The organism is uncultured Brachyspira sp. (assembly GCF_944388875.1).
In the GTDB taxonomy this organism is placed as follows: domain Bacteria; phylum Spirochaetota; class Brachyspiria; order Brachyspirales; family Brachyspiraceae; genus Brachyspira.
Window position 1 is genome coordinate 1 of the sequence record NZ_CALXKQ010000026.1, and the last position, 17,903, is coordinate 17,903.

General features: G+C 26.7%; 16 protein-coding genes. 3 read left to right on the forward strand and 13 right to left on the reverse strand.

What is annotated here, in order from left to right; translation table 11 throughout:
- The first annotated feature begins 165 nt into the window (after nt 1–165).
- Together Q0J69_RS12010 and fsa are read left to right on the forward strand one after the other, a co-directional pair.
- A complete protein-coding gene (locus Q0J69_RS12010) occupies nt 166–2,334 on the forward strand; it encodes a hypothetical protein (protein ID WP_297207901.1) in 2,169 nt (722 codons plus the stop codon).
- 82 nt (nt 2,335–2,416) lie between these two features.
- Nucleotides 2,417–3,070, forward strand: a complete 654-nt coding sequence (fsa, locus tag Q0J69_RS12015) for a fructose-6-phosphate aldolase (protein ID WP_297207903.1) — start codon at nt 2,417–2,419, stop codon at nt 3,068–3,070.
- 619 nt (nt 3,071–3,689) lie between these two features.
- Here fsa and Q0J69_RS12020 read toward each other — a convergent pair.
- The 10 genes from Q0J69_RS12020 to hisF form a co-directional block, all read right to left on the reverse strand.
- Nucleotides 3,690–3,959: a hypothetical protein gene (locus Q0J69_RS12020; protein ID WP_297207905.1), complete on the reverse strand. Its 270-nt coding sequence runs from the start codon at nt 3,957–3,959 to the stop codon at nt 3,690–3,692.
- Between the two features lie 44 nt (nt 3,960–4,003).
- Nucleotides 4,004–5,074, reverse strand: coding sequence for a hypothetical protein (locus tag Q0J69_RS12025; protein ID WP_297207907.1), 1,071 nt, complete (start codon nt 5,072–5,074; stop codon nt 4,004–4,006).
- A gap of 226 nt (nt 5,075–5,300) precedes the next feature.
- Nucleotides 5,301–7,019, reverse strand: coding sequence for an anaerobic ribonucleoside-triphosphate reductase (nrdD, locus tag Q0J69_RS12030; RefSeq protein ID WP_297207909.1), 1,719 nt, complete (start codon nt 7,017–7,019; stop codon nt 5,301–5,303).
- A gap of 2 nt (nt 7,020–7,021) precedes the next feature.
- A complete protein-coding gene (locus Q0J69_RS12035) occupies nt 7,022–7,462 on the reverse strand; it encodes a 4Fe-4S single cluster domain-containing protein (RefSeq protein WP_297207911.1) in 441 nt (146 codons plus the stop codon).
- 146 nt (nt 7,463–7,608) lie between these two features.
- Complete coding sequence (gene ligA / locus Q0J69_RS12040; protein ID WP_297207913.1) at nt 7,609–9,600, reverse strand: NAD-dependent DNA ligase LigA; 1,992 nt, start codon at nt 9,598–9,600, stop codon at nt 7,609–7,611.
- Nucleotides 9,601–9,641: 41 nt separating this feature from the next.
- Entirely contained in the window at nt 9,642–9,836 is a 195-nt protein-coding gene (locus tag Q0J69_RS12045) for a hypothetical protein (protein WP_297207915.1), read from the reverse strand.
- Between the two features lie 464 nt (nt 9,837–10,300).
- Complete coding sequence (gene argJ / locus Q0J69_RS12050) at nt 10,301–11,488, reverse strand: bifunctional glutamate N-acetyltransferase/amino-acid acetyltransferase ArgJ (RefSeq protein WP_297207917.1); 1,188 nt, start codon at nt 11,486–11,488, stop codon at nt 10,301–10,303.
- Nucleotides 11,481–11,993 (reverse strand): hypothetical protein, encoded by a 513-nt coding sequence (locus Q0J69_RS12055; protein WP_297207919.1) that lies wholly within the window; start codon nt 11,991–11,993, stop codon nt 11,481–11,483. Before Q0J69_RS12055 ends, argJ begins: the two co-directional genes overlap by 8 nt.
- A 67-nt stretch (nt 11,994–12,060) precedes the next feature.
- Complete coding sequence (locus tag Q0J69_RS12060) at nt 12,061–12,465, reverse strand: DNA primase (RefSeq protein ID WP_297207921.1); 405 nt, start codon at nt 12,463–12,465, stop codon at nt 12,061–12,063.
- 162 nt (nt 12,466–12,627) lie between these two features.
- Nucleotides 12,628–13,383, reverse strand: coding sequence for an imidazole glycerol phosphate synthase subunit HisF (hisF, locus tag Q0J69_RS12065; protein ID WP_297207922.1), 756 nt, complete (start codon nt 13,381–13,383; stop codon nt 12,628–12,630).
- A 145-nt stretch (nt 13,384–13,528) separates the two neighbouring features.
- Between hisF and Q0J69_RS12070 the strand changes: the two genes are divergently transcribed.
- Complete coding sequence (locus Q0J69_RS12070; RefSeq protein WP_297207923.1) at nt 13,529–14,914, forward strand: MATE family efflux transporter; 1,386 nt, start codon at nt 13,529–13,531, stop codon at nt 14,912–14,914.
- A gap of 59 nt (nt 14,915–14,973) precedes the next feature.
- Here the strand turns inward: Q0J69_RS12070 and Q0J69_RS12075 are convergent, their stop codons facing one another.
- Genes Q0J69_RS12075 through Q0J69_RS12085 form a run of 3 tightly spaced genes read right to left on the reverse strand, consistent with a single transcriptional unit; the run spans nt 14,974 to nt 17,816 of the window.
- Nucleotides 14,974–16,140: an aminotransferase class I/II-fold pyridoxal phosphate-dependent enzyme gene (locus Q0J69_RS12075; RefSeq protein WP_297207925.1), complete on the reverse strand. Its 1,167-nt coding sequence runs from the start codon at nt 16,138–16,140 to the stop codon at nt 14,974–14,976.
- Nucleotides 16,141–16,174: 34 nt separating this feature from the next.
- Nucleotides 16,175–16,987: a MetQ/NlpA family ABC transporter substrate-binding protein gene (locus Q0J69_RS12080; RefSeq protein WP_297207926.1), complete on the reverse strand. Its 813-nt coding sequence runs from the start codon at nt 16,985–16,987 to the stop codon at nt 16,175–16,177.
- Nucleotides 16,988–17,012: 25 nt separating this feature from the next.
- Nucleotides 17,013–17,816 (reverse strand): MetQ/NlpA family ABC transporter substrate-binding protein, encoded by an 804-nt coding sequence (locus Q0J69_RS12085; protein WP_297207928.1) that lies wholly within the window; start codon nt 17,814–17,816, stop codon nt 17,013–17,015.
- Nucleotides 17,817–17,903 lie beyond the last annotated feature (87 nt).

Genomic DNA, 17,903 nt, shown 5'->3' on the forward strand with positions numbered 1-17,903 from the left:
AGCAACAAGCAACAAGCAACAAGCAACAAGCAACAAGCAACAAGCAACAAGCAACAAGCAACAAGCAACAAGCAACATCACTTTGCATTATTAAGTATCTATATACTTATTGCAATTTTTTTTTATATAAAAAATTATTCTGTACTTTTAAACTTGGAGTTATAAATGGTATCTCTATTTGATAAGTTTAAAAGTTATATAAAACAAAATAATAAATTTTTTTTAATATATTTAATTGTAATATTAGTTGTACTTTTATCTTTAATATCTTTGTCTATTTTAGGGAATATTGAAAGAATAGGATATCTATCAGAATTTTCTTATAATGGTGATACTTACAATTTTAAAATAAATTATTATGATAAAATATTTAAAAATAATGATATATATGGAGTTCATGCATATTTTTATAATCAGCCTGAATATATAAAAAAAATAGAATATCAAAAAGAAGGAAGTCCATTTGGAATTTTATATAGTGAAAAAAATCTTTCATATGATAATAAGATAGATGTTTATTATAAATTGATAATAAAGCCCAAATTAATAATATACATACTCTTAGCTATTACCATAATACCTTTATTTTATTTTAAATTAATAAAAATAACTTATTTATTACTGATAGCATTAAATATAATTACATATTATTTATTAATAGGTTTAATACTGCCCTCATTTAATATGGTTAAACTAAGATTTAGCATCACTGATATTATATTATCGAATTTATTTTTAATAATAGCATATTATTTATACAACGAGAAAATAATACTTACTATTATGTTTTTTATTTTCCAAACTTTTTCATTTTTTGTAATAGAACCCATATCTTTAACAGCACAAAATACAATATTATTATTTTCAGATATTCCAATTTTATATAAATCATTAATAGAAGTTCTATCAACAAAAATGAAAACTATCACAATAATAGTTACAATTATATATTTTATTTTAATAATACTCCTTATATATTTTATAATAAAAAATATTATCAAAATGAAAAAAAATAAATCTATTATAATAATAGCATCAATATTTTTATTATCATTTTTAGTTTTTTTTAAAGATAGAGAAATAATTATTTGGAAGGTAAATTTTTATGATAATGCTAATGAAAATGGAATTATAGATACTATTAACTATAAGATAAATTATAATAAGATTACTAATAAAAAATACTCAAAAAATGAAATTTTAGAATCATTAAATATTCTTATTGAAAAACAAAATAAAAGAGATTTTTCAAGTATATTACTGACTGATAATATAAAAGAGAAAAGAGATATATTTTTAATATTTTTAGAATCTTTCTACGATTATTCACATTTTACCAACTTGTTTGAAAAAGATCCTTTTCCAAAAGAATATAGAGAATGGGCTAATAACTCAAGGAAAATGCCGCCGAATGCTGGAAGCGGTAGTTTTTATGCAAGACTTTCAGGTCTTACTGCATCATCCCCACTTTATCCAAAAAACCAATCTACAAAATTAACTAACACATTACCATATTTACTTATGGAAAATGGATATACTATAATTGCTTTAGAAGAAGCAAACGTTACATATAATTTAAATAATTTTTTACCTACAGTAGGTATTACAAATATACTATTTAATATCGGAGTAAATAATATAGCTTCATATTTAGATACCAATTTTAATATTTTAAATAAACCAATTTTTACTTATGGTTTTACTTATATAGGACATACAGGAACACATATAGATAATTTTTTTAACATAAGAGAAAATAATAAAAACTTTTTTAAATTTTTTAAAAATGACAATATAAATGATTTAGTAGAAACTATGGATAATTCAGTAATGACTTCTATTGAAATATTAAAAATAAAAGATTTAATACTTAAATATTCTAAAAATGCACTTATTATTTTTAAACATGATCATTTATATCCGACTCTTAGAGGAATAATACAAAACTCTTCTATAGATGACAGCATAAAAAATAGCTTTCTATATGATAATACTCCAACGCCTATACTTATTTGGGATGGTACTAATGGGGCATATAAAGCTCCTGATAATTTTGTACCAGAAAATATACCTATGTTTATAGCTTTAAATGCTGGCGTTACTAATTATAAAAATAGTATTATATCTTTGCTTTATAAAGAAGAGATAAACGGATTTATAAGTACTTATCATAAATATTATAAAGTTACAAATGATACTCTAATATTGGAAAATAATATCAGTAAAGATTCTGAAATATTCAAATACGAAAATGCTCAGAGAATATTATCACAGGATATTTTTCAAGGCAAAAAGCATTATTATGATTTAATAAAGAATATTACTAATAATTAAAATAATATTGATAAAATTGCATCAAAACTATATAATATTAAATAATTCAATTTAAAATGATAATTTTAAGGAGTTTTTTTAAATGCGTTTTTTTATAGATACGGCTAATGTTGATGAAATTAGAAAAGCTAATGATATGGGGGTTATTTGCGGTGTTACTACAAACCCATCTCTAATAGCTAAAGAGGGGAGAGATTTTAAAAAAACTATAGAAGAAATCACTACTATAGTTGACGGTCCTATATCTGGGGAAGTTAAAGCTACTACTGAAAAAGCTGAAGATATGATAGAAGAAGCAAGAGAAATCGCTAAAATACATAAAAATATGGTAGTAAAAATTCCTATGACAGCAGAAGGATTAAAGGCAGTTAAAGTACTTTCTAAAGAAGGAATAAAAACTAATGTTACTTTAATATTTTCAGCCAATCAGGCACTTTTAGCGGCAAGAGCAGGAGCTACTTATGTTTCACCTTTTATAGGAAGGCTTGATGATATATCAATTGACGGACTTGAACTTATCAGAACAATATCTGAAATATTTGCTACTCATGCGATAGAAACAGAAATTATTTCAGCAAGCGTACGACACCCTATACATGTTACTGAATGTGCATTGGCTGGTGCTGATATTGCTACTGTTCCTTATAGTGTAATAGTTCAGATGACTAAACATCCATTGACTGATCAAGGTATAGAAAAATTCAAAAAAGATTATGAAGCAGTATTTGGAAAATAATTTATCATAATTTTTTTATTAAAAAGAGATGTATTGTAGTTAATACTTCTCTTTTTTATTTTTTCTAATACCCCACCCTTATAAATTTATAACTATATTTGAAATGACAACTTTATCTATATTGATAGCTTAAATTAAAAAAGCACACCCGCCCAAGTATTAATTATAATTAAAAATCTATTTAACGCACGGTTTAAAAAATTTAATATATAATAAAATTTAAATTACAAACAAACTCTATACTCTTAATTTTATTCTGCGTGCGGTTATAGCAATTATTAATTTAAATAAAACTTGGGCGGTCAGCTAAAATAACAGTATAAAATAAAAAAGAAAAATAATACAAAATTACAAATAAAGCTGAAAATCTATAGGGGGGAAATGTAGGTAGATTTTAAAATTTCATTACATACCCCTCCCTTATAAATTTATAACTATATTTGAAATGATAACTTTATCTATATTGATAGCTTAAATTAAAAAAGCACACCAGCCCAAGCATCATTTAAATTTAATACTTTACTAACTAATTTTTAAAATACGGCCTAATTTATAATTCTAATTTTATTAAAGTTAACCGTGCGTAAATGTAATCTGATATTTAAATCATATAGTAAATTTAAAGCCAAGTTACAAACTGTACCGCATTTAATAGTTTTAACTGTTCTTCTCTTCTAGCAATCTCCTTTTTTACTTCAGCAATGCATTCTTCTATTTTATATTTGTTTTTTTGATATTTGAAGAGTTTATTCTGTTTTTGTTTGTCTGTCATTTTAGGAAATTTAGCTGATAATTTTTTTAAGAATATTTTATCTCTCATTAATTTTCTTTTCACATTTAGCTTAAATATAGCTAGTTCAATAGGCGATCTTAAAGGATTAATAATCATAAAATACCTCCTAGTTAGTTTAAATTAAATTTCAATATCATTTATCATATGTAACAAAATTTACAATCCAAATTACATTTATGTAAATTATTGTATATCAAATATTTAATATCATTTATCTCTAAAATATATATTTCCTCACTCATTATATTTTTAATATCTCTTAATAATTCTATATAAAAGCAGAAATTATTTTCAAGATATAAAGATGCATTATGACTAATATCATCATATCTATTAAGCATACTTTCATCTACTCTTCCAAATAATAAAGATATAGGCTTTCCTGACAGCACATTTTTTAATATATCTAATAATGAAGGATCTAGAAGATGACCATCTTTGTGTAAACAAAAAGATCTAAGAAAAAGTACATCATCTATTATACATTTTTGCCAATATTTTGATTCTTTTATAGTTTTATTAAATGAGCTGTCTGTATTTATCATTTCATTTATAATATTATCTGATTCTTCAAAGTTTGAAATATTTATATAATAATTAGATAAGGCTATATTAATATAAATTAAAATTTCAAGAGAAAATTCATATATATTATAAGTTAAATAGTTTTCATTTACATTATTGATTATTTCAAGATATGATTTTTTAGAATTTTGCTCTAATTTATTACTAGAATAGCCTATTAAATCTTTAACATCTTTTTGCAATTCATTTAATATATTATAGTCATCATCTGTTATAAGGTCTTTATTTATTATTCCCATTAATTTATTTATTATGGTTATTATTTTTGACTTTTTCTCTTTTTCAGTTTGTATTAATATTTTATCTGTTTTAAGTTTATTAATTATGCACTCTAATTTTTCATTCATTTTTAAGATGAGATATTCAAATACATTGTCATATATATAATTATTTGTTTTTTCACTATCAATTAAAAGACATTTTGATTTAAATAATTTAGATGATTCACTTGATAATATTGCTGCTTTTAATAATTCTGAAGCTCCTTTAACAATATAATTATCTTCATCTGATAAATTATTTAAATTTAAAATACTAGAATTATTTAAATTTTCAGCTAAATATTTTCTTTCTTCTTTGCTGTTTATTAAATCAAATTGTGTGTTATTAATTATATTTTCTTCCATATTTTACCTTATTTTATTGATATTTAATATTATATACAAATAAAATTAAATATCAATAATAAATAGAATGTTTTTATATAAAAAGCAAAAAATAAAGACTGTAAATAAAAATATTCACAGTCTTTATATATTTATAATTTATTATTTTAATTATTAGCCATTAGCAATCTTTATAAACTCATAAAATTATTTTTACTGAGTTTAGTATATAATAATTTTTATAAGATCAAAAATTAACATTTTTATTATTAAAATAGTTTAATTTTCTATTGCAAGTTTCATTATATTTTCCATTTGTAAAATTATCCAATACCTCTAAATATCCGCTGACTCTTCTAATCCTTTTTATATTATTACCATCACAATTAGGGCATTTATCAAATATTCCAACACTATTACAATCATTACAAAAATCTAAAGGAAAATTGAATCCTAGATAATTAGTATTATTTTCTAAAGCATAATTTACATATTCTTCCAATCCCTCGCTATTTCCAACAGGTGCTTCTCTAATCTCTATATATGTTATACATCCGCCATTAGATAATTCATGAAATTTAGATTCTTTATATATTTTATCAAAGCCAGATATTTGACTATCAACATCAACATGAAATGAATTAGTATAATAACCTTTATCTAGGGTATGATGCTTATATATTTTAGAATCTATTTCCTGAAATCTTCCGCTGATTAATTCTCCGCTTGTGGCAAGTAATGAAAAATTTAGATTATATTTCTTAATACATTCATCAGTATATGAACGCATAAATTTTATAAATTCATAAGCCATATTCATAGCTTCATCAGATAAATAAAATTTTTCTCCAATCAATATTTCTATAGTTTCTGATAAACCTATAAAACCTAAAGATAATGTGCCATGTTTAAAAATATCATTCAAAGGCTTATTATCTTCAAAATTTTCAACCCAAACTTGATATTGTTTATTTGATGGAAATTTATCTAACTCTAAATTAATTAATTTATTATATCTATCAATTAATATATTCGTTGCAGGAATAGCTATTGACAGCCATTTATCCTTTAATAACTCTAAATTATTATTTTTATCATAATTATCGCTGTTTATTATTTCCAAAGCCAATCTAGGTAAATTGATTGATATATTTGCTATATTGCCCCTTCCTATAGAACCTCTATCACCATATAAATCATCAACAATTCTAGTTCTGCATCCCATTATGGATAATTTTAAAGGATCTGTTTCAGAATTCTGCTTACAATCACAAAATAAATATGTAGGTATCATTTTTTTAGCACTGCACTCTAATGCCTTTCTTAATAATGGATAATTTGGAGAATCTTTTTCTAAATTAACACCTCTTTTTACTTTAAATACAATATTAGGCTTAAAAACATCAATCGCTGATTCATAAAATGCATCTAACAATGCATTACATATATTATAAGAATATTCTGTATTTGCTAAACCCACATTTAAAGTAACATAATAATTTGCAGTTCCAATTCTATCATGACAATTATTACACCAATATATTAATTCAGATATACAATCTTTTATTAAAGAAATATTTCTTTCATTATTTTCAACATGAAGATTCTCTAATATTATTGCTGTATCTATATCAAAGTTAGCAAAAGCTTCACCTCCAGACTGTTCATTGCCTATTTTAGTTAAAATATCTTTATAATAATTAAATAATTTAATTATTTTATGTTCATTTGATAATTTATCATAATTATGATATGGAAAATTATTATGTATATTAAAAGCAAGACAATTATATGTTAAACCATAAGCATCTAAATCATGTATATGTATATATCCTTTTCTATGAAGATCGGATAAATTATTTGGTATAGAATCCAGTATTTCTTCTTTTTGCTGCTTTTCACCTTTTTTGAATATATAACCTATATAACTATATCTTTCTGATGCATTTTCACTATTTCTTTTCATATTTAATCTCCTTTCAAATTTATAAACTTTTGATTTAATGAGCCTATAAATGGTTCTGTAGTAGTTTTTAAACTATTATCAAAACTGCCTATTTTTACATATTTTAAATATTTTATTATATCATCTGGGATTTCATTTAAATTATGACCTGTATATAAACAAATATCCCAATCTTCTATATATTTTAATAATTCAGAAATAGCCTCTTTTTGTAATAAAGGTTCGCCTCCAGATATAGTTATTTTCTTATTTGAACTGTTTTTTTTTAAGATATCCGCTAATTCTTTAATATCATATAAAGTACCTGCAGTTTCATCCCATGTTTGTTTGTTATGACAGTTATGACATCTTATATCACATCCTTGCAAAAATACTACTATTCTTATGCCAGGTCCGTCAGCTAGAGAGCCATTTAAATTTAATGAATTTATATTTATATACATAAATATTAGTATATAAAAAATATATACAAATTCAATAATTTTTACTATTAAATATAAAAATAATACAATTATTTTACAAATATATATTGTTAATTTATCATAAATATAGGAAATAAATAGATTAAAAATACATAAAAATACTTATTTTACATATTAGCAATCTTTATAAACTCAGGAGCTTCCATTATCTCTATACCTAAATCCTGAGCTTTTTTAAGTTTGCTTCCTGCTTTCTCACCTACAATCAAAATGTTTGTATTTTTTGATACTGCAGATTGAACAGTTGCTCCTAATCTCTCAGCAGCCTCTTTTGCAGAATTCCTTGTAAAGCCTTCTATTGAACCTGTTATTACAACATTCTTTCCAGTGAGCGGTGATTCTACTGTTACTAATTTTTCAAATATAGGGTTAACTTTTTCATTAAGTAAATCGTCTATTAACTTTAATGTTTTTTCATTATGGAGGAAGTCATAAATACTTTTAGCACTTATTTCGCCTATACCTTCAATATTTTGTAAATCTTCAATACTTGCTTTTTTGAAATTGTCTATTGAAGTGAAATATTTTGCTAGTAAGTCGGCGGTAGTTTCTCCAACCTGACGAATACCCAAGGCATATATAAATCTTTTTAAAGTGGTGTTTTTACTGTTTGCAATAGATTCGAGCATATTTTCTGCAAGTTTCTCACCCATTCTTTCAAACTTAAATAAATCATCTCTTGTTATTTTATAAAGGTCTGCAGGAGTTTTTACAAGTCCGCTTTTTGTAAATGCAGCAATCCATTCCTTTCCTATGCCTTCAATATTCATAGCAGGTTTTGAAACAAAATATTCTATATATTTAGTTATTTTGCTTGGACACTCTTCATTAATACATCTTACTATTACATCGCCGTCAGTTACAGCAGTATCACCACCGCATACAGGACATTTCTTAGGAAACTCAAAAGGCTTGCTGTCTTTAGGGCGTTTTTCTAATACTACTCTTGTAATCTTTGGTATAACATCGCCAGAACGTATAACTACAACAGTATCACCTATTCTTATGTCTTTTGATTTTATTTCATTAGGATTATGAAGAGTAACATTAGAAACTGTAACGCCTCCAACTTGTACAGGCTCTAATTTTGCAACAGGTGTTAATGCTCCAGTACGCCCAACCTGAACTTCTATATTTTTTAATACTGTTTCTTTCTCTTCTGGTTTGAATTTAAAAGCTACTGCAAATCTTGGAGCACGCGATAAAAATCCTAATTTTTCCTGATACTTCACATCATCAACTTTTATTACAAGCCCGTCAATTTCATAATCCATTTTGCTTCTTTTTTCTTGTATATCATAATAAGTTTCTAATACTTTCTTAGCGTCAATATTTGGGTGAACGCCTTCTACTGTAAAACCCAAATCAGATAAAAACTCCATCGATTTATATTCATTAGTTAAATCAAAATCTTTATAATTAGCTATTTGATATGCAAAAAACTTTAATCTTCTTTTTTTACTTTCAGCACTGTCTAATTGTCTTAATCCTCCTGATGCAGCATTTCTTGCATTGGCAAAAGGAATCTCTTCAAGCTCTTCTCTCTCTTTATTTAAAGCTTCAAAATCTTTTTTTGTTATTAATGCTTCTCCTCTTACAATGATTTTATTTTTCTCTTTTATACTTTTAGGAACATTGCTCATCATCTTAACATTATTAGTAACATTCTCTCCAACTTGTCCATCCCCTCTTGTACTTGCTACTGTTAGTTTTCCTTTCTCATAAATAAGCTCTAAGGCAAGTCCGTCAAATTTATTTTCAACAGTATATTTTATATTACTTTGATTAAGTTCTTTCTGCATTCTAGTATCAAAGTCCAAAAACTCCTCTTCGTTCATAACATTAGAAAGCGAATACATGGCAATAGGGTGTTCAAACTTCTCAAACTTCTCTAATATAATGCCTCCAACTTTATTTGTAGGGCTGTCATCTTTTTTTAATTCTGGAAACTCTCTTTCAAGATTTTCTAATTCTCTGAAGAGTTTATCATATTCATAGTCTTCTATTTCAGGGTTATCATCTGTATAATAAAGTTTATTATGGTAATTAATAGTTTCTGTTAATTGTTCTATTTTTTGTTTAGCTTCTTCTTTATTCATAATTTTTCCTTAATAAATAAAAATATTCAATTTATATAAATTTATTTTTTTATTCCGTATCTTATTATTATATCTTCAAGCATTAATTTTAAAATTTGATATCCTTCTCCATTAATATCATTAACATTGATTTCTTTTCCTTCCTGTTTTCCATCATCTGATTTTGTAACTTCTACCAATTTGGCTTTACCATCTTTTAATAATTCATCTACTTTAAATTTATAATCTTTATACATTTATACCTCATACGATTTTTTAATTATAAAAATTTATGCTCTTATTTTAATTAAAATATTTTTTTATATCAACTTTTTTTGTCAAAAAATCTGCAAAAAGACTAATAAAAAATTATAAGTATAATACAAATTTATTAAAAATATAATTAGTATTATACTTGTTTAAAAACTAAATTTCAGGTACTAGCTCTGTGAAGCACAGCTAATAACTGAAATTTATATATTAGAATAATGATTTATACGACATATAAATCATTATTTTATAATTGACAAATTATGAAAATTTCATATATAATCTTGTCAAGTACTTTTAAAACAAGTCTTATATATTACCAAATAAAAGTTTCGAACTTCTGACAACTTTAGTTGTCAGAATATTAACGTGAAAAACTTTTATATATTACCAAATAAAAGTTTCGAACTTCTGACAACTTTAGTTGTCAGAATATTAACGTGAGAAACTTTTATATATTATAAGAAGAATGTATTGATATGTATTCTTGAGTTAAATCAGTGAAATAGTAATAATCTTCATATTTTGTATTATAGCCCAAATCTATAGTAATATAATTTTCTTTTTTTTCTTTGCTTATATCTTCTTTAAGTTTTTTAATATTTTGCTCTGTTTTATTAATACTTCCATTTTTGTATATCTCTATATCGTTAACATATAATGACAAATTATTAATATTAACATCTATATTACCCAAAACAGATAATATCTTTTCAAAATTAGGATTTTTAGAAAGAAACAATATTTTAACCAAATTAGAAACAGCTATTTTCTGAGCAGCAGTAAAGGCATCCTTTTGACTTTTAGCTCTCTTCACAGAAACTATAATAGTTTTTGTGATTCCTTCACCGTCTAATATTATCATTTTAGCAAGATAAGCACATATCTCATCTAATCTATTTTTCAAATCTTTAAATAATTTTTTATTTCCTTCAGTTATGGGCTTATTATTAAGAGCTCCATTAGCCATGATAACAGCCATATCATTTGTAGAAGTTTCTCCATCTATAGATATTCTATTAAATGTTTTATCTACAGATTCTCTAAACGCCTTATCCAAAGCATTTTTTTCAATATTTAAATCTGTAAATATAAAAAGCAAAATAGTAGCCATATTAGGATGAACTATAGAACTTCCTTTAGCAACAGCATAAAATTTAGCAGTCTTTCCCGATACATCCAATTCCGTTGTATATATTTTATCGAATTTATCTCTAGTTTGAATAGCCCTTGCGATATTATCAAAATTATTGTTAAAAGACTTATTTGCTTTATCGATACCATTTTTTATTTTTTTAGTATCTAATTCTACCCCTATAATACCAGTGGAAGATATTAATATATTATCTTTTTTAATATTGAATTTGTCGGATGCATATTTAACTATATCAATAACATCATCCAAGCCTTTTTTACCAGTTAAAGAATTTGCTATTTTACTGTTCACTATTAATAAATTTATTTTGTTTTTATCATTCTTTTTAGAAAAAATAATAGGAGCAGCCTGAAAAGTATTTTGAGTATATAAAGCAGATACTATACTTGGAGGATCACTTTTTATAACAGCAAGATCATAATCATTATTTTTAAGACCGCATTTTACAGCAGCAGATGAAAACCCCAGAGGTATATCAGACATTAAATAAATCCTCCTCTTCAGGATCTGCATCATCTTCTACTTTTTTTATTTTCTTATTTTCATAATTTATTCTTTTACGTACAAAAAATCTAGTATTTTTTCCGCTTTGTCGCTCTTGTATAATACCAAAAGTTCCAGAACCAAGATAAACTATCTTATCCTCGTCCTCCATCTCTGAAATGTTATTATCCCTAATTTCATTTAGAATACATTCAAAATGAGCAAGTTCTCCAGTTGCATTATGTCTTATAGCTTCTTCTATAATATAAATAGGTTCATTACAAACAGGACATATAGGTCTTTCAACATCTTCCCTCATACGTCTTTTAAGATAGCTTTTTTCATATTCCTCTATAGTTTTTTCTTGATATTTATTGTTATGATTATATTTTTTCTTATTATTATAGTTATTATTTTTATTTTTCTTATTATTGTTATAGTTATTATTACTATAAAATTTTTTATTATTATCTTTACTAAATTTTTTGAATTTTTTTTCTGACATTAAACCACCTTTTGATACAAAGCAATACTATTAAAAAACAATAATATTGCTTTGTATAAAAAATTAATTATTTATCGTCATAATCATCATCATAATCTTCATCATAATCATCGTCATAGTCATCATCATAATCATCGTCATCATCGAAATCATCGTCAAAATCATCATCAAAGTCGTCATCAAAATCATCTATATCATCATCATCGTAGTCGTCGTCATCATCGTCGTAGTCGTCGTAGTCATCATAGTCTTCATCGTCGTAGTCATCATCATCATCATAGTCGTCGTCAAAATCATCATCATCAAAGTCCTCATCGTCATCATCATAGTCGTCATAGTCATCATCATCATCGTAATCCCCATCGCTATAATTATCACCATCTTCTTCATCATCTTTAAACCTTCTTGTTGCAAAATAACCATTATTATTTAATAATTCATCTAATAAATTCATAGATTCTAACTCTTCCATTTTTATTTACTCCATAATTCGTATAATTTTTAAGTATATTAATACATAAGTTTTTTTTGTCAAGTATATAATATAGAATTTTTATGTTTGAAAATCAGTAAATATATATATTAATTTAAATAATAGTTTTATACTCCTATATAAAATTTAATAAAACATATATCATAATCTAACATCAATATTATTTTCACGAAGATACTTCTTCAATTTTTTTATTTCTATTTCTTTAAAATGAAATATAGAAGCCGCAAGCCCTGCATCTACTCCGCTTATTTGAAAAACATCCTTAAAATGCTCCATATTTCCAGCCCCTCCTGAAGCTATTAGCGGTATTGATACATTTTTAGCGATCTCACTAAGTAATTCTATATCAAAACCATTTTTTACCCCATCAGTATCTATACTATTTATAACAAGCTCTCCAGCCCCATTTTTCTCACCATTTACAGCCCATTCAACAGCATCAATATTGGTATCTTCACGTCCGCCCTTAGCAAATACAGAATATCTTCCATTAACTCTCTTTATATCAATAGAAAGAACAACACATTGATTTCCATATTTTTCCGCCGCTTCACGTATCAAATTAGGATTCTTTATAGCTCCAGAGTTTACACTAACCTTATCAGCACCAGATTTTAATACTATATCAAAATCTTTTATGCTGTTTATACCGCCTCCAACTGTAAGAGGAATAAATATCTCCTTTGCCACTCTTTCTAATACATTAACAAATAAACTCCTATCCTCATAAGAAGCAGTAATATCATAAAATACAAGCTCATCAGCTAAAGAATTATTATAATATTTTGCAAGCTCTACAGGATCATCAACATCTTTAAGTCCTTCAAAATTTGTACCCTTTACAACCCTTCCATCTCTGACATCTAAACATGGTATAATTCTTTTTGTTATCATTAAAAACACCTAATTTAATTTATATAAAATTATACAGTAAAATAACTATTTCGTAAAGATATATTATAAAATTCCATTCTTGAAAAATTAATAAAATAAAATATACTTGAAGTATTATTTTTGTATATGACGGCGGAATATTTAAATGAATTATAATAATCAAGTAACTTCTAATCCTTTATACTATGAAAAACCATATAAGCTGCTTTTTAAATATGCTGCTCCAAGTATAATTTCAATGCTTGTAGGTTCTTTATATAATATAGTAGATCAAATATTTATAGGACAGGGTATAGGAATAAACGGAAATGCTGCTACAAATGTTGCTTTTCCTCTAACTATTATATGCATGTCAATAGCATTATTTCATGGATTTGGCAGTGCCTCATTCTACAGCATATTATTAGGTCAGGGAAATAATAAAAAAGCGGCAACAATAATAGGCAATACTATAGTATCAGCACTTACATTAGGTTTTATATTCACAATTATAGTAAAGCTGTTTAATAAAAACTTTATGATAATGTTCGGCTCTACAAAAGAAGTTCTGCCTTATGCTGTTGAATATACAAATATAACGTCATTGGGTTTTATACCTTTTATATTCTCTACTATGATGAGCCATATAATAAGAGCTGACGGAAGTCCTCAGTATTCTATGATATCAGTACTTACAGGTGCTATTGTAAACACTATATTAGACCCTATTTTTATATTTAAATTTGATATGGGAATGTCTGGGGCAGCACTTGCAACCATAATAGGACAATTCATTTCTTTTATAATAGTTTTCAGATATTTATTCAGATTCAAACATATAAAATTTGAAAGAGAAAATTTTATAGTAAAGCCTAAAAATGTATTAAAAGTATTTTCTTTAGGCTCATCATCAGGCTTTAATCAATTAGCTATGATGGCAGTACAAATTACTATGAATAATGTTCTAAGCTATTATGGAAGCAATTCCATATACGGAGGCAATATACCTTTGGCAGTTGCTGGTATCATTGCTAAAATTAATATGCTTGTAATGGCTTTTATAATAGGATCATCTCAGGGAAGTCAGCCTATAATAGGATTTAATTATGGGGCAAAAAATTATGACAGAGTTATAAGTACTTACAGACTTACCATAACAATAACTACGATAATGGCTTTCACAGCATTTATATTATTCCAAACATTCCCAAGGCAGATTGTAGGGATATTTGGGGATGGAAGCGATTTGTATTTCCGCTTTGCCGAAGAGTATATGAGAATATATATGGCTCTTATGGTAATAAACGGCATTCAGCCTGTAACTGGAACATTTTTTACTTCATTAGGAAAGGCTTTTAAAGGGGCATTTATATCCATGACAAGACAGATAATATTTTTACTTCCTCTTATAATAATACTTCCTAGAATACTCGGTATAGACGGAGTAATGTATGCAGGTCCTGTTGCTGACGGAGCTGCTTTAATTGTTACAGTTATAATGGTAAGCCATGAAATAAAAAATTTAAAAAGATTAAAAGAAAGTAATTTATAATAAAAAACAGCACAGAGAGTATTAATCCCTATGCTGTTTGTAATTCCAATTTAAGAATATTATTTTTTTAATTTAGCCTTAGCATCAGCAAGTCTGTCTAAAGCCTGTTTAACAGTATCTTCTTTTTTAGAAAAATGGAAGCGTATCAAGTTATTAGTAGGCTCTTTAAAGAAAGATGAACCAGGAACAGCACCTACTCCTACTTTTTTAGCTAAATCATAGCAGAAGTCCATATCGCTGTCATAACCAAATTCGCTTATATCTACCATAACATAATAAGCACCCTGAGGCTCTGTAAATTTGAAATCCAAATTTCTTAAACCGTCTAAAAACATATCTCTCATCTTGGTATACTTTTCCTGCAATTCATCATAATAGGAATAAGGAAGTTTTAACCCCTCAACAGCAGCCTCCTGCAATGGAGCAGCAGCACCCACAGTAAGAAAGTCATGTATCTTTTTAGCAGCATCTACAACATGCTTAGGTCCTATTATATATCCAAGTCTCCAGCCCGTAATATGATAAGTTTTTGAAAGCGAACTGCAGCATACAGTTCTATCGAACATATCAGGTAATGATGACATATAAATATGCTTATAAGGCTTATATACAATATGCTCATATACCTCATCAGTAATAACATAAGCATCATATTTTTTAGCCAAAGAAGCAATTATCTCCAATTCCTCCCTAGTAAAAACCTTTCCTGAAGGATTGGAAGGATTGCATAAAATCAAAGCCTTAGCATTTTGTTTGAATGCATCCTCTAACTCATTAGCATCAAAATTAAAATCAGGCTGTCTTAACGGCACAAATATAGGATCAGCACCAGAAAGTATAGCATCAATGGCATAATTCTCATAATAAGGAGAAAATACTACAACCTTATCTCTAGGATTGCAAACCGCCATCATGGCAGCCATCATAGCCTCAGTGCTTCCGCATGTAACTACAACATTGTCAGTTGAATTAATATTATTCAATCCCATAAAATGCTTCTGTTTTTCTATTAAAGCATCTCTGAACTTCTGAGAACCCCAAGTAACCGCATATTGATGAGGTCCTTCATTAGCAACTTCTATCAATCTGTCCGTTATAACTTTAGGCGGATCAAAATCAGGAAAACCCTGAGACAAATTGACAGCATCATACTCTATACATACTCTTGTCATTCTTCTTATGACAGAGTCTAAAAATATTTTTGTTCTTTCACTTAAATCTCTCATATAATTAACCCAGCATTAATATTATTTATTTTATTTATTTCCAAGCAGGAAGATAAGAACCTAAAAAGTTTTCGTTATAAACTTTCTCTACTATATCAGATTGATAAGCAGCTACAACTTTTTTATATAATTCATTATCTTTATCTTTAGTTCTTGCAGCTATTAAATTAACAAAAGATTTTCCGCTGTAAATAGAAGGATCATCTTTAAATATATAATCAGAACCAGGATTAAGTCCAAAATCTATAGCGTAGTTTCCATTTATAACAGCACAAGCAACATCTGGAAGAACACCGTAAATAGCACCAGCATCCATTTCTACTATATTAAGGTTAAGAGGATTTTCTATTATATCGCTTACAGAAGGAGTATCTCCTGCTTCTGGTCTTACTTTAATAAGTCCTGCAGCCTGTAATACTTTTAAAGCTCTTCCTCCGTTTGAAGGATCATTAGGTATTGCAACTTTATCGCCGTTTTTAACCTGACTTACATCTGTAATATTAGTAGAGTAAATATTCATAGCAGATATATAAGTATCAGCAATGGCTGTTAAATCATAGCCTTTATTTGATACTTCATCATTAAAGTATGCATAATGCTGAAAAGCGTTTAGGTCTATTTCACCGTCATTTAAAGCCTGATTAGGTATAGTGTAATCAGAAAAAGATACTAACTCAACTTTTATTCCCTCTTCTGCTAATTTTTCTACTATAGGATTCCAAATCTGATAATCAGATTCTCCAGCAAAACCAACCTTTACAACCTGCATATCATTATTCTTGGCATTGCCGCCGCATGATAATATCAATGATGATAATATCAAAATAGATAGTAAAATTTTTTTCATTGTTTTTCTCCTTAAAATTAATTATTTATTTCCATGTAGGTAAATAAGCACCTTTAAAATCTTCAGCATATACCTTCTCAACTTCAGCAGACTGATAAGCCTCTACAATTTTTTTGTATAATTCATTATCCTTATCCTGTGTTCTGCATGCTATCAAATTATAAAAAGAATTTCCTTCATAAATAGAAGGATCATCCCTAAATATATAATCAGCTCCAGGATTAAATCCGAAATCTATAGCATAGTTGCAGTTAATAACCGCACAAGCAACATCTGGAAGAAGGCTGTATATACTTCCTGCATCCACTTCTACTAACTCTATATTAAGCGGATTTTCTATTATATCATTAATACTTGGAGAATCTCCTGCTTCTGGTTTTACTTTAATAAGTCCTGCAGCCTCTAATACCTTCAAAGCTCTTCCGCCATTTGCAGGATCATTAGGTATGGCTATTTTATCGCCGTTTTTTACTTGACTTACATTGGTTATATTTTTTGAATATATATTCATAGCCGAAATAAAAGTAGTGCCTATTGCCGTTAAATCATAGCCTCTTGTTTTTAATTCATTATTGAAATAAGCAAAGTGCTGAAAGGCATTTAAATCTATTTCCCCATCATTCAATGCCTGATTAGGAAGAGTATAATCTGCAAAAGAGATTAATTCTACTGTAATACCTTCTTTAGCAAGTTTTTCAATAACAGGCTTCCATATAGTTCTGTCTGACTCCCCTACATGTCCTATTTTTACTACAGTGTTTTTCTGTGAGTTACCCGAACATGATATAAAAATCAATACGGATATAAAAATTAATAATATTTTTTTCATGTTGATTTTCTCCATCTTTTATTTTTTATAATTAATCATCTATAATATAAACTTTACAATTTCACTTAAATGAATATAATGAAATCA

What these genes read in the sequence shown, in the direction of transcription:
- Q0J69_RS12060 (WP_297207921.1), bottom strand. Translation starts at nt 12,465, where the DNA reads ATGGAAGAGTTAGAATCTATGAATTTATTAGATGAATTATTAAATAAT.
- Q0J69_RS12085 (WP_297207928.1), bottom strand. Translation starts at nt 17,816, where the DNA reads ATGAAAAAAATATTATTAATTTTTATATCCGTATTGATTTTTATATCA.
- fsa (WP_297207903.1), top strand. Translation starts at nt 2,417, where the DNA reads ATGCGTTTTTTTATAGATACGGCTAATGTTGATGAAATTAGAAAAGCT.
- Q0J69_RS12025 (WP_297207907.1), bottom strand. Translation starts at nt 5,074, where the DNA reads ATGGAAGAAAATATAATTAATAACACACAATTTGATTTAATAAACAGC.
- Q0J69_RS12020 (WP_297207905.1), bottom strand. Translation starts at nt 3,959, where the DNA reads ATGATTATTAATCCTTTAAGATCGCCTATTGAACTAGCTATATTTAAG.
- Q0J69_RS12080 (WP_297207926.1), bottom strand. Translation starts at nt 16,987, where the DNA reads ATGAAAAAAATTTTACTATCTATTTTGATATTATCATCATTGATATTA.
- Q0J69_RS12010 (WP_297207901.1), top strand. Translation starts at nt 166, where the DNA reads ATGGTATCTCTATTTGATAAGTTTAAAAGTTATATAAAACAAAATAAT.
- ligA (WP_297207913.1), bottom strand. Translation starts at nt 9,600, where the DNA reads ATGAATAAAGAAGAAGCTAAACAAAAAATAGAACAATTAACAGAAACT.
- argJ (WP_297207917.1), bottom strand. Translation starts at nt 11,488, where the DNA reads ATGTCTGATATACCTCTGGGGTTTTCATCTGCTGCTGTAAAATGCGGT.
- Q0J69_RS12045 (WP_297207915.1), bottom strand. Translation starts at nt 9,836, where the DNA reads ATGTATAAAGATTATAAATTTAAAGTAGATGAATTATTAAAAGATGGT.
- Q0J69_RS12055 (WP_297207919.1), bottom strand. Translation starts at nt 11,993, where the DNA reads ATGTCAGAAAAAAAATTCAAAAAATTTAGTAAAGATAATAATAAAAAA.
- Q0J69_RS12075 (WP_297207925.1), bottom strand. Translation starts at nt 16,140, where the DNA reads ATGAGAGATTTAAGTGAAAGAACAAAAATATTTTTAGACTCTGTCATA.
- nrdD (WP_297207909.1), bottom strand. Translation starts at nt 7,019, where the DNA reads ATGAAAAGAAATAGTGAAAATGCATCAGAAAGATATAGTTATATAGGT.
- hisF (WP_297207922.1), bottom strand. Translation starts at nt 13,383, where the DNA reads ATGATAACAAAAAGAATTATACCATGTTTAGATGTCAGAGATGGAAGG.
- Q0J69_RS12035 (WP_297207911.1), bottom strand. Translation starts at nt 7,462, where the DNA reads ATGTATATAAATATAAATTCATTAAATTTAAATGGCTCTCTAGCTGAC.
- Q0J69_RS12070 (WP_297207923.1), top strand. Translation starts at nt 13,529, where the DNA reads ATGAATTATAATAATCAAGTAACTTCTAATCCTTTATACTATGAAAAA.